Origin of the sequence: Knoellia sp. S7-12, from assembly GCF_040518285.1 — a bacterium.
GTDB lineage: Bacteria > Actinomycetota > Actinomycetes > Actinomycetales > Dermatophilaceae > Knoellia.
Map to the genome: position 1 here is coordinate 3104501 of NZ_CP155449.1, position 12187 is coordinate 3116687.

Sequence of the window (12187 nt, forward strand, 5' to 3'; positions counted from 1 at the left end):
CCACCTGCCGAGCGGACCTCGACTTGGCGATCACTGGGTAGCCTGACCCGGTGACTGACGCGACGAACCCCCTGTCCGACCCCGCGACCGATCCCTTCGCTGTCGCCGAGGCAGCAGCTGCGGTCATCCGCGAGCGCACCGGCGTCGAGAGCCATGATGTGGCACTCGTCCTCGGCTCGGGCTGGGGGCAGACCGGAGACCTCATCGGCGAGACCCTCGCGGAGATCGAGAACACCGATGTGCCCGGCTTCGGCAAGGCCGCGGTCGCGGGCCACTCGGGCACGATGCGCTCGGTCGCCATCGGGGACACGGGCCGCCGCGCCCTCGTCTTCGGCACCCGCACCCACTTCTATGAAGGCCGCGGAGTGCGCGCTGTGGTCCACAGCGTTCGCACGGCAGCTGCACTGGGCTGCCGCACGATCGTGCTCACCAACGGTTGCGGTGGGCTGCGCGAGGAGTGGCCTCCCGGAACGCCTGTCATCATCCGCGACCACATCAACCTCACGGCCCACTCCCCCATCGAGGGCGCGAACTTCGTCGACCTCACCGACGTCTACACCCCGCGGCTGCGCGACCTGGCCCGTGAGGTCGACGACAGCCTGGATGAGGGCGTCTACGTGCAGTTCCGCGGCCCGCACTACGAGACCCCCGCCGAGGTGCAGATGGCCAAGGTCATCGGTGGCGACCTCGTCGGCATGTCCACGTCGCTCGAGGCCATCGCGGCTCGCCAGAGCGGCATGGACGTCCTCGGCATCTCGCTGGTGACCAACCCGGCTGCGGGCATCTCCAAGACCCCGCTCAACCACGAAGAGGTCCTCGAAGCAGGCAAGGCCGCGGCTGACCGTTGCGGCAAGCTCCTCGCGGCCGTCGTCGCGAAGATCTGAGAGGCGGGTCGTGGCTGCTTCAGACCTGCAGGTGACCGAGGCCATCGAGGCTGCCCGCGCGTGGGCGTCCGATGACCCGGATCCGCAGACCAGGGCCGAACTCGAGGCGGTCATCGAGGCAGCCGGCTCAGGGGACACCGCCGCGACGCAGGACCTCCTCGACCGCATGTCGGGCCTGCTCCAGTTCGGCACCGCTGGGCTCCGCGGTGCCCTCGGCGGTGGCCCGAACCGGATGAACCGCTCGGTGGTCATTCGAGCGGCAGCCGGCCTCACGGCATACCTGAAAAAGTCTGTTTCTGAGCCTTTTGTCGTCATCGGCTTCGACGCACGGATCAACTCCGACGTCTTTGCGCGCGACACGGCTGCGGTCGTCCTCGGCGCTGGTGGGCGGGCGTCCGTGCTGTCACGGCCGCTGCCGACTCCCGTTCTCGCCTATGCGGTCCGGCACCTTGGGGCCGACGCGGGCGTGATGGTCACGGCGAGCCACAACCCACCCCAGGACAACGGCTACAAGGTCTATCTCGGTGACGGGTCGCAGATCGTGTCGCCGTCCGATGTCGACATCGCTGCCGAGATCTCGCGCATCGAGCGAACCCGTGACGTGCCGCTCGCCGACGACGGCTGGGAGACGCTCGACGACGAGGTGTTCGAGAGCTACCTGAGGCACGTCATCGACGTCGTCTCGCCGGACACACCCCGCGACCTCGTCGTCGTCCACACGGCGTTGCACGGTGTCGGTTCCGAAACCGTCGCGCGTGCGTTCGAAGCAGCCGGGTATGCCGCTCCCCTGCCGGTTCCGAGTCAGGCACAACCAGATCCGCTGTTCCCGACGGTGCCGTTCCCGAACCCCGAAGAGCCCGGCGCGATGGACGCCGCACTCGACCTCGCCGAGCAGACCGAGCCCGACGTCGTCATCGCCAACGACCCCGACGCCGACCGTTGTGCTGTCGCCGTCCCCGGTCCCGGCGGCTGGCGGATGCTGCGTGGTGACGAGGTCGGCGTGCTCCTGGGTGCGCACCTGATCGATCGCGGCGTGCCCGCTGATGCGGTGTTCGCAAACTCGATCGTGTCGTCCCGAATGCTTGCGACCGTATGCCGCGCCGCCGGGATCGCTCACGAGGAGACTTTGACGGGCTTCAAGTGGATCTCGCGAGTTGCTGGTCTGCGATACGGGTATGAGGAGGCGTTGGGCTACTGCGTCGACCCGGCTCAGGTGCGCGACAAGGACGGTGTTTCTGCGGCCCTCGTCGTGGCAGAGATCGCAGCGTCGCTCAAGGCTGCCGGGCGGTCGATCTCGGAGCGGCTCGATGAGCTGGCGGTGGAGCACGGGGTGCATGCGACGGACTCGTTCTCGGTGCGCGTCGAGGACCTTGCGCTCCTCGACCAGATCATGGCGCGGTTGCGCGCACAGCCGCTGAGCACCGTTGCAGGAGTGGAGATCTCGCGTGTTGACGATCTTGCAGCCGGCGACGGTGGGCTTCCGCCGACCGAGGGTTTGCGCTACTTCCTCGCCGACCACTCCCGCGTGATCGTGCGTCCGTCAGGGACCGAGCCGAAGCTCAAGGTCTATCTCGAGGTGATCGAGCCTGTCGGCGATGGTGATCTTGCGGGAGCGCGGTCACGAGCTGCCGAGCGGGTGGCCACGATCAGGTCCGACCTCGAGGTCGCCACCGCGCTCTGAAGCCTGGGGGATGCTTCATGATGGCGAACCAGGCACTCGCCAGGCCGGCGAGAGTGATGACGATGGCAGCGACGACGTCCGACGCTCGCTCGGCTTCGCTCTGGAATGCCGCCGGCTGCCACCAGCCCACCACCCACGGTTCGAGGAAGGCGCCCACCGGGACGACGAGCCGGGCCAGCAGTCCCCACCGGGTGTGCGTTCGCGCCGCAGCACCCACGAGGCCCGCCGGGGCACCGTCAGTGCGGCCGCGACGAACCAGAATTCGTTGGAAGCAAAGGATCCTGGCGGCATCAGGCCGGTGAGCTCGCCCAGCCCGTAGTGCACGACAAGTGCGCCCACTCCGGCCAGCGGGCCGGCCACGGCAGCAGTGACGGGAAGACGTACGAGCCACCCCGCGAGGACCGACACACCGACCCACAGCGTGCCGGCATTGAGGAGCAGACTGGCCGTGCGTCGTGCAGCGAAGAGGGCCTGATCCTCCCCGGACAGCTGCGCCCCCGTCGTGATGTTGCTGAGCAGCGACCCGACTCCGAGCACCACCACAGACAGCAGAACCCCCAGCCACCCCCGACCTCGATCCCCCATCACCCGGGGAGCGTACCGAGCGACGCATCCGCACTGCCCCACCGCTGGCTGGCACAGTGGTGTCATGACTTTTCAGGAGTCGTGGGTCGAGAAGCAGATCCGTGAGGCGCAGGAGCGGGGCGAGTTCGACAACCTGCCCGGTGCTGGCAAACCACTGAAAGGGCTCGACGATCCTGATCCCGACTGGTGGGTCAAGAAGATGATGGCGCGCGAGGGCCTGGACATGGGCGACGCCCTCCCGCCGGTGTTGCTCCTGCGGCGCGAGCACGCCAGTTTTCCCGAGTCGCTGCTGGATGTCCGAACCGAGGACGGGGTGCGCGAGGTGTTGCGCGACTACAACCTTCGCGTCATCGATGATCGGCGGCGACCCGCGCTCGGCAAGGAGTCGCCGGCGTGGGCGCCATGGGCCGATGTCGAGGCGATGGTCGAGCGGTGGAAACAATTGCGGGCCGGGCGAGCGGCCGCGACGGCGGTTGAGACCCCGACACCAACGGAACCCAACCCACCGCGCACACGGTGGTGGCAGCGGCGCCGGCCCTGACGGCATACCCCGTTCTGTTTTCCGACTGCTCAACCGAGACTGTGGGAGAGCCACTCTTCACGGGTCAGCGCGTACTCGACCTCTCTCCCGTCATCGCCGTCCCACGAACGCACGTAGGTCAGCCCGACGGACTCCATCACGGCGCGCGATCCCGCGTTGTCCGACATGGCCTGGGCGATGACGCGGTCGAGGCCAAGGTCCTGGAATCCGTGGCGCAACAGCTCCCGTGAGCCCTCACTGGCGAAACCCTGTCGCCAGTGGCGCCGGTGCAGCCTGTAGCCGAGCTCGGCGACCCCCGGCGTCTTGCGCCAATCCCCCTGATCCGGACCATGAAGTGGCGCGAGGATCCACCACCCCACAAACGGACGAGCCGGGTCGTCACGCAACCGGGCCGCCCAGAAACCCAGGCCGTCGACCTGCCTGCCGCGATCCATCCGCTGCAGGTGGGACTCCTCCACCTCCGCGCGTGTGCGGGCACGACCCCAGATGTAGTGGGTCACCTCGGGATCGGAGTCGAGCTCGACCTCGTCAGGGAGATCCTCATCCGAAAGAGGGATCAGATCCAGGCGCTCGGTCTGCAAGGGTCTTTGGGTCACCGCATGATGATGTCGCCGATGGGTTTGGCGCGCGACCGATTTGACGTCTGACTCGCCAGTCACATCCGCCCCGTTGCCTCCCATGTTGAAGCAACTGCCCTGTGCCGCAACGGAATTGGCTGTGGATAGACTCCTCGATCTCATCGAACTCATGTACGATGGGAGGCATGAAGGGGACACCGATCCATGAAGGGCCTGAGGTTCAGGTCCGCTTCGTGGTGTCCTCTCTCGCAGACGTCAACGCTGAGGGTTTGACCGAGGCTGAGCGGGTTGCTGCCGTGTCCGCGTTGGAGGCGCTCAAGGGTGCAGCTGCTGCGGCGCAGGCGCGTCTGACTGCTGCCGCGGTGGTGGATCGGGAGGCGTTGGGTGAGGACTCGCGCAGTGTGCGCGCCGATCTGGCGTTGGCTCGTCGGTGTTCGCCGACGTTGGCGGATCAGCACGTTGGAGTGGCCAAGGCCCTTGTGGGCGAGATGCCGTTGACGATGGGCGCGCTGGAGCGGGGCGAGATCAGCGAGCGGCGGGCGATGATCGTGGTGCGTGAGACGGCGTGCCTGAGCGTTGAGCACCGGGGCGAGGTCGACCGCCGGCTGGCACCGACGATTGCCAGTCTTGGGGACAAGGCGTTGGCTGGGGCTGCTCGTCGCGCAGGTGCGGCTTTGGATGCGGAGTCGTTGGCTGAACGGAATCGGCGTGCGGTCGCGTCCCGTCGGATGAGTGTGCGGGCGGCTGCGGACGGGATGGCGTGGCTGTCGATCCTGGGGCCGATGAAAGAGATCATCGGTGCGCACGTCGCGCTGCTGGGTGAGGAAGGTCGACGCAACGTCATCGACCCGGATCTGCCCGCCGATGAGTGGGAAGCTGCGGCAGCCGCGGCTCGTGCCGACACTCGCGGCAAGGGTGCATGGCTGGCTGATCGTGCCCTGGAGCTGCTCTCTGGGCGTGCGAAGGGTCAGCCGCAACAGGTTGAGGTCAGTCTCGTCATGACCGACACAGTCCTCCTGCCTGCAGCATTCGGTGGCAAGGCCCCGGGTGATGACGTCGCGACCATCCCGGGCTGGGGTCCCATTCCCGGCGCTGAAGCCCGCGCCCACATCGCCGCCCTCCTGGACCGCGCCGACGACAGCGACCCCAAGAGCGGCCTCTGGCTGCGGCGCCTGTTCACCGACCCCACAGGTCGTGACCTGGTCGCCCTCGACTCCAAACGCCGCCTGTTCCTCGGGGGACTCCGCCGCTTCCTCGAGCTGCGCGACCCCACGTGTCGCGTCCCCTGGTGCGACGCCCCAGCGACCGAGTCCGACCACGTCCACGCGGTGCACGACGACGGTGCCACGACTGGCGCCAATGGTGGTGGCCTGTGCAAGCGCCACAACTTGGTCAAGGAAGAGCCCGGGTGGCACATGAACGTCGAATCCACCGGACTCGACGGCACCGGTTCCCACCGACTGCGCATCCAGACCCCGACGGGTCGAGTTCACGACGCCACAGCGCCACCGATCCTCGGCGAAGGCTGGCGGGCGCCCGATTCCATTCCTGAGGAGTGGACCGGCGACGTCCACCTCCAAGACCGACCACTACCGCAGGACCCCTGGGGTGGCTGGATCCCTGACCCGCCCGACGACTGGTTCCTGCAGGACAACGAGGTGCGGGTCGCCTGAGCGGCCCGTGATTTGGACGCGATCCTCGCAAAACGTCGCGCTGTTCGCATCAAAGACCTCTAAATCGGTTGGTGGTCGATGAAGCTGCTGGCAATGTGCAGCAGGTGCGTACCTTTGATGACTTGGTGTCCGAGGCTGAATCCGCCGATGTTACTGGTTGGGATTTCGGATGGCTGCGAGATCGAGCATTCGAGGAGCGACCTCCTTGGGGGTACGCGAAGCTCCTCGCCGATCAACTGGACCGCGTCGAGTCAGCCCTCGACATCGACACCGGCGGCGGCGAGGTCATCAATCAAGCGGCATCGCTCCCCGAGCGCATGGTGGTGACCGAGTCCTGGCCGCAGAATGAACAACGGGCTCGCCACCTGCTCGAACCGCGGGGCGTGCAAGTGATTGCCACCCGGGAAGGGCAGCCTCTGCCCTTCCCTGCGGCCTCCTTTGATCTGGTGAGCGCCCGGCACCCGGTCCAGCCCGATTGGCCGGAGATCTATCGCGTTCTCCGTCCCGGCGGGCACTACTTCGCGCAACATGTTGGAGCAGCGTCGGCGTTCGAACTGATCGAGTACTTCTTGGGCCCATTGCTCGAGGAGCGCAAAGGTCGCGACCCAGGTCGAGAGGTTGCGGCAGCCAAAGACGCAGGATTGGTCGTTGAGGAATTGCGAACCGCGCGTTGTCGCCTGGAATTCCATGACGTTGGCACCGTCGTGTGGATCCTGCGCAAGTGCGTGTGGTGGGTGCCCGACTTCTCCGTAGCCCGGTACGAGATCAAGCTCCGCGCCCTCCACGAACAGATGCGAAACGGCGGCCCCTTCGTCGCTCACTCAACCCGGCATCTCATAGATGCGCGCCGCTGAAGTCGAGTGGGTCGCCTGAGCGTCGTGTGATCCTCACGTGGGCTTCCGCTCGCGTTCGCATTGCGCATCTAGCGTCGGTTGACGTGACCCGACACTTGCAGTTGACCTTCGCCGTGCTGACCGCCGCAGTGTTGGCCCTGTTCTCCGCCACGGCCACCGCGAGCCCCAAGTCTGGTCAGGGGCGAGGCGCCGAAGCGTCCGCCGCACAGCTCCGCGTCATCCAGCACAACACCGACCATGTGCCAGCCGCCTGGGACTTCGTCGTCGACCAGATCGATGACTTCGAGCCCGAGCTCGTTGCGGTGCAAGAGGTGTGTCGGCCGTGGTTCGAAGAGCTGCGGACAGAGCACCCGAACTGGACCTTCGCCTATCACCCGCGCAAGCTCCACTTCGGCAACAGCAACAACCCCGGCTGCGGCGGCGACTGGATCGGTGAGCTCATCATCTATACCGGCGCAGCGAACCGACCCACGATGACGCCGGACTACTCCAACAACAACGCCGACGGTGTCGAGAAGTTCGGCATGGCCTGCGTGGAGTTCCGACGCGAAGGCATCCCGACCCTGGGCTGCTCGACCCACCTATCCGCCTACCCCACCTCCGGAGGTCGCGGGACACAGCCGGAGCGCGGCCCACAGGCGCAGTCGATCATGGACGAGACAGCGCCCTATCGCGATGCCGGTTGGTCGGTCGTCATCGCCGGTGACTTCAACATGACCTCGGCCGCTGACAACCCCAAACAGACACCGCACATGAACCTCCTGATGGGTCCCGCGGTCGGCGGCACCGGCGACTTCTACGACGGCTCCCAGCACGAGTGCGAATGTCGTCTCACGAAACCCACGACCGACAAGAACCAGCGCATCGACTACGTCTTCTGGTCAGCAGGTCGCACCCCCTTCGCGGACGCCGCCCGCGTGGAGCTTCTGGACAGCCCGGCCGGTCACCACCTGCTGCGATCCGTGGGCACGCTCTCCCGCTCGCACGGCTGAGTCCAGCGCCCCCACGCGGATACACTCCGGGGGTGAGCACCACAAAAGCGGCCGTCGACACGGCGATCGATTCCACGGCCCGCGCCAGGGACCTGCTCGGCGTCTCCCGGCTGACCAACCAGTCCCTGACGCGCTGGCTCCACGGGCTGCCCGGCGTCGACCAGGTCGGCTGCGAAGCCCGAGCCGCTGACCTCGGCACCCGATCGATCAAGACGACGAGCAAGGCGTGGGCGATCGACCTCGCGATCTCGATGATCGACCTCACGACGCTCGAGGGCGCCGACACCAAGGGACGCGTGCGCGGCCTCGCCGCCAAGGCGCTCCTCCCCGACCCAAGCGACCTCAGCACACCTCGTCCCGCCGCGGTCTGTGTCTATGGCGACATGGTCGCCACCGCCAAGGAGGTGCTCGGCAGCTCCGGCGTCAAGGTCGCTGCCGTCGCGACCGCGTTCCCCAGCGGTCGCGCGAGCCTGGCCGTCAAGCTCGCCGACACCAAGGACGCCGTCAAGGCCGGTGCCGACGAGATCGACATGGTCATCGACCGTGGCGCGTTCCTGTCGGGCGACTACCTCACCGTGTTCAACCAGATCGCCGAGGTCAAGAAGGTGTGCGGCGATGCGCGGCTCAAGGTCATCATGGAGACCGGCGAGCTCAACACCTATGACAACGTCCGTCGCGCCAGCTGGCTCTCGATGCTCGCAGGTGGCGACTTCATCAAGACGAGCACCGGCAAGATCCAGCCCGCCGCAACGCTTCCCGTCACGTTGATCATGCTCGAGGCCGTCCGTGACTGGCGCGATCTCACCGGCAGCCAGGTCGGCGTCAAGCCGGCTGGTGGCATCAAGACGAGCAAGGACGCGATCAAGTTCCTCGTCACGGTGAGCGAGATCGCCGGTGAGGACTGGCTCGACAACCACTGGTTCCGCTTCGGCGCGAGCAGCCTGCTGAACGACCTGCTCCTCCAGCGCCAGCGAATGACGACAGGCGCCTACTCCGGCGCCAACTACATCGCCGACGACTCCCCCTCCACGGCCTACTGAGGAATCCCTGATGCCCACGTTTGAGTACGCACCGGCTCCCGAGTCCCGGGCCGTCGTCGACCTCAAGAGCTCCTACGGGCTCTTCATCAACGGCGAGTTCACTGATGGCACCGGAACCAGTTTCAAGTCGATCAGCCCCGCCACCGAGGAGGTCCTCGCAGAGGTTTCCGTGGCGAGCGAAGCGGATGTCGACGCGGCCGTCAAGGCTGCGCGGACGGCATACACGCGGGTCTGGTCCAAGATGTCTGGCACCGACCGCGGCAAGTACCTCTATCGCATCGCCCGCATCCTCCAGGAGCGCGCGCGCGAGTTCGCGGTCCTCGAGAGCCTCGACAACGGCAAGCCGATCAAGGAGAGCCGCGACGTCGACATCCCGCTCGCGGCGGCTCACTTCTTCTACAACGCCGGCTGGGCCGACAAGCTGGGGTATGCCGCGTTGCCCGGTGGAGCGAATCCGCAACCTCACGGCGTGGTCGGGCAGATCATCCCGTGGAACTTCCCGCTGCTCATGCTGTCCTGGAAGATCGCCCCCGCCCTCGCGACCGGCAACACCGTCGTCCTCAAGCCCGCCGAGACCACCCCGCTGACGGCGCTGCTCTTCGCCGAGGTGTGCCAGCAGGCCGACCTCCCCCCGGGCGTCGTCAACATCGTCACGGGAGCCGGTCCGACCGGTCAGGCGATCGTGGACCACCCCGGCATCGACAAGCTCGCCTTCACCGGCTCGACCGGCGTCGGCAAGATGATCGCCCGCGCCATCGCCGGCACCCGCAAGAAGGCCACACTCGAGCTCGGTGGGAAAGCCGCCAACATCGTCTTCGATGACGCCCCCATCGACCAGGCCGTCGAAGGCATCGTCAGGGGCATCTTCTTCAACCAGGGCCACGTCTGCTGCGCCGGCTCGCGACTCCTCGTGCAGGAATCCATCGCCGAAGAGGTCGAGAGCCGCCTGAAGCGTCGCCTCGACACCCTGCGCGTCGGCGACCCGCTCGACAAGAACACGGACGTCGGCGCCATCAACAGCCGCGCCCAGCTCGACCGGATCGTCGCGCTCACCGACGTCGGAGAGGCCGAAGGTGCCGTGCGCTGGGACAACGGCTGCGACCTGCCGAGCAAGGGATTCTGGTTCAGGCCAACGGTTTTCACCGGCGTGACGCAGACCCATCGCATCGCACAGGAAGAGGTCTTCGGTCCTGTTCTGTCGGTGCTGACGTTCCGCACACCGCAAGAAGCCGTGGCCAAGGCCAACAACACGCCCTACGGCCTGTCCGCGGGCATCTGGACCGAGAAGGGTTCGCGCATCCTCTGGATGGCCGACCAGCTCAAGGCCGGTGTCGTGTGGGCCAACACGTTCAACCAGTTCGACCCGACGAGCCCGTTCGGCGGCTACAAGGAGTCCGGCTACGGACGTGAGGGCGGCCGACACGGCCTCGAGCCCTACGTGAAGGGAACCCAGTCATGACGCGAGTCGATGTGAAGAAGACCTACAAGCTCTACATCGGCGGCAAGTTCCCGCGCAGCGAGAGTGGCCGTTCCTACGAGGTGTATGCCGCGAAGAAGGGCACGTTCCTCGCCAACGCGGCGCAGGGTTCACGCAAGGACGGCCGCGATGCGGTCACCGCAGCGCGAGCCGCACAGCCCGGCTGGGCCGGCGCCACGGCATACAACCGCGGTCAGGTTCTCTATCGCGTCGCCGAGGTCATGGAGGCGCGTCGCCCCCAGCTCGTCCAAGAGGTGCGTGACGCCGAAGGGCTGACCGCTGCAGCGGCCGAAGCCGTGGTGTCACAGGCGATCGACCGCTGGGTCTGGTATGCCGGGTGGTCCGACAAGTACGTCCAGATCCTCGGCGGGATGAACCCCGTCGCCGGTCCCTTCTTCAACATCTCGGCGTCGGAGCCGACCGGCGTCGTGGCCGTGCTCGCGCCGCAGGAGTCGAGCCTGCTCGGTCTTGTCTCGGTGATCGCGCCCGTCATCGTGTCCGGCAATGCCGTCGTCGTCGTGACAAGTGCGGACCGGCCGTTGCCCGCCGTCACGCTCGCCGAGTGCCTCGCGACGTCGGACGTGCCCGGTGGCGTCGTCAACATCATCACCGGCAAGGCAGCCGAGATCGCGCCGTGGCTCGCGAGCCACCGTGACGTCAACGCGATCGACCTCACCGGTGCCGCTGGAGCCGAGGGTGTCGACTGGGGCGCCCTCGAGGAAGCCAGCGCCGAGAACCTCAAGCGCGTCCTGCGCCCCGCTGGCACCGGCGCCAGCGCGGTCGAGCCCGACTGGACCGCGACTCCCGACCTGTCCCGACTCACTGCCTTCCTCGAGACCAAGACGGTCTGGCACCCCAAGGGCCGGTGAGCGCCTCGGATCACCGGGCCCGCATCGTCGTCCTCGCCGGACCGAGCGGGGCTGGCAAATCGCGCTTGGCCGAACGGATGCACGCCACCCATGGGTGGCCGATCCTCCGGCTCGACGACTTCTATCGCGACCTCGACGATCCTTCGATGCCCCGCAGCGACGAGCTCGGGATCATCGACTGGGACCACCCGGACTCGTGGAACGCATCAACTGCCGTGGCGTCGTTGGTCGAGCTCGTCGACACCGGTTCGACGTCCACACCGGTCTATGACATCTCGCAGAGCCGCGCCATCGACACCACGACGGTCTCTGCCGGATCGAAGGACCTGGTCCTGGCTGAGGGAATCTTTGCCGCCGAGATCGTTGCGGCCCTGCGTGAGGCCGGGATCCTGCACAGCGCATGGTGCATCCACCATCGGCCGATCGTGACGTTCGTGCGCCGACTGGCACGTGACCTCAAGGAGCGCCGCAAGAGCCCGCCGGTGCTCTTGCGCCGCGGATTCGCGCTCATGCGTGCCGAGCCAGAGGTCGTGCGACGTCAGGTCGCCCTCGGGGCCGAGTCCGCCCGCGCCAGGGACGTCGAAGCCCGGCTGGCCCAATCAACCACCTAGTCCAGGCAACGCAGTCACAGTGGGCTCAATCGCCGCGCAGGACACGGAGCAGCCGGGCACCGAGCCCAGAACGCCCCTGGCTGGCAGTGACCGGGACGGAGGCGGGAGCGGGCGTGCGAGGCGACGTCGCGGCCGGGTCCGACGCCTGACGAACCACCTCGCCCAGGAACTCGTCGACATCGGCAGTGTCATAGCCACGCCGCATCGAGGTCGTCGGGAGCTTGGCGCTGCTCGCGATGGCGGCCACCTCGGTGCCCGACGAGCCATTCTCGACGGCACGCACGAGTTCATCGAGGAGGTCGTCGACGGCGCCTTCGTCGTACCCAGCTCGGAACTGGGTCGACCTGAACACAGCATTGCGAACGGTCTCTGCGAGCGTGGCGGGATTCATGGGACCAGCCT

General features: G+C 67.2%; 13 protein-coding genes. 10 read left to right on the forward strand and 3 right to left on the reverse strand.

Going from position 1 to position 12187, the window contains the following annotated elements; all coding sequences use genetic code 11:
- The first annotated feature begins 50 nt into the window (after positions 1-50).
- Both V6K52_RS14945 and V6K52_RS14950 read left to right on the forward strand, forming a co-directional pair.
- Positions 51-884, forward strand: coding sequence for a purine-nucleoside phosphorylase (locus tag V6K52_RS14945; protein ID WP_353950911.1), 834 nt, complete (start codon positions 51-53; stop codon positions 882-884).
- A 10-nt stretch (positions 885-894) separates the two neighbouring features.
- Positions 895-2565, forward strand: coding sequence for a phospho-sugar mutase (locus V6K52_RS14950; protein ID WP_353950912.1), 1671 nt, complete (start codon positions 895-897; stop codon positions 2563-2565).
- A gap of 15 nt (positions 2566-2580) precedes the next feature.
- On the opposite strand, the gene V6K52_RS14955 is transcribed toward V6K52_RS14950, so the two are convergent.
- Positions 2581-3153 carry a hypothetical protein gene (locus tag V6K52_RS14955; RefSeq protein ID WP_353950913.1) on the reverse strand — a complete coding sequence of 191 codons (573 nt, stop codon included), beginning with the start codon at positions 3151-3153 and terminating at the stop codon, positions 2581-2583.
- A gap of 61 nt (positions 3154-3214) precedes the next feature.
- On the opposite strand from V6K52_RS14955, the gene V6K52_RS14960 reads away from it, so the two are divergent.
- Complete coding sequence (locus tag V6K52_RS14960) at positions 3215-3691, forward strand: DUF1992 domain-containing protein (RefSeq protein WP_353950914.1); 477 nt, start codon at positions 3215-3217, stop codon at positions 3689-3691.
- A gap of 29 nt (positions 3692-3720) precedes the next feature.
- On the opposite strand, the gene V6K52_RS14965 is transcribed toward V6K52_RS14960, so the two are convergent.
- On the reverse strand, positions 3721-4287 hold the full coding sequence (locus tag V6K52_RS14965) for a GNAT family N-acetyltransferase (protein ID WP_353950915.1): 567 nt from the start codon (positions 4285-4287) through the stop codon (positions 3721-3723).
- A gap of 167 nt (positions 4288-4454) precedes the next feature.
- Between V6K52_RS14965 and V6K52_RS14970 the strand changes: the two genes are divergently transcribed.
- The 7 genes from V6K52_RS14970 (at position 4455) to V6K52_RS15000 (ending at position 11785) form a co-directional block, all read left to right on the forward strand.
- On the forward strand, positions 4455-5942 hold the full coding sequence (locus V6K52_RS14970) for a DUF222 domain-containing protein (RefSeq protein ID WP_353950916.1): 1488 nt from the start codon (positions 4455-4457) through the stop codon (positions 5940-5942).
- Positions 5943-6046: 104 nt separating this feature from the next.
- Positions 6047-6796, forward strand: coding sequence for a methyltransferase domain-containing protein (locus V6K52_RS14975; protein WP_353953783.1), 750 nt, complete (start codon positions 6047-6049; stop codon positions 6794-6796).
- 83 nt (positions 6797-6879) lie between these two features.
- Positions 6880-7788: an endonuclease/exonuclease/phosphatase family protein gene (locus V6K52_RS14980; RefSeq protein WP_353950917.1), complete on the forward strand. Its 909-nt coding sequence runs from the start codon at positions 6880-6882 to the stop codon at positions 7786-7788.
- Positions 7789-7853: 65 nt separating this feature from the next.
- Positions 7854-8828 carry a deoxyribose-phosphate aldolase gene (gene deoC, locus V6K52_RS14985; protein ID WP_353953784.1) on the forward strand — a complete coding sequence of 325 codons (975 nt, stop codon included), beginning with the start codon at positions 7854-7856 and terminating at the stop codon, positions 8826-8828.
- Between the two features lie 10 nt (positions 8829-8838).
- Entirely contained in the window at positions 8839-10287 is a 1449-nt protein-coding gene (locus tag V6K52_RS14990; protein ID WP_353950918.1) for an aldehyde dehydrogenase family protein, read from the forward strand.
- Positions 10284-11174 (forward strand): aldehyde dehydrogenase family protein, encoded by an 891-nt coding sequence (locus V6K52_RS14995; RefSeq protein WP_353950919.1) that lies wholly within the window; start codon positions 10284-10286, stop codon positions 11172-11174. The genes V6K52_RS14990 and V6K52_RS14995 overlap by 4 nt, the downstream gene beginning before the upstream one ends.
- Positions 11171-11785: an AAA family ATPase gene (locus tag V6K52_RS15000; protein ID WP_353950920.1), complete on the forward strand. Its 615-nt coding sequence runs from the start codon at positions 11171-11173 to the stop codon at positions 11783-11785. Before V6K52_RS14995 ends, V6K52_RS15000 begins: the two co-directional genes overlap by 4 nt.
- A 25-nt stretch (positions 11786-11810) precedes the next feature.
- Here the strand turns inward: V6K52_RS15000 and V6K52_RS15005 are convergent, their stop codons facing one another.
- Positions 11811-12176, reverse strand: coding sequence for a DivIVA domain-containing protein (locus V6K52_RS15005; RefSeq protein ID WP_353950921.1), 366 nt, complete (start codon positions 12174-12176; stop codon positions 11811-11813).
- Positions 12177-12187: the final 11 nt, after the last annotated feature.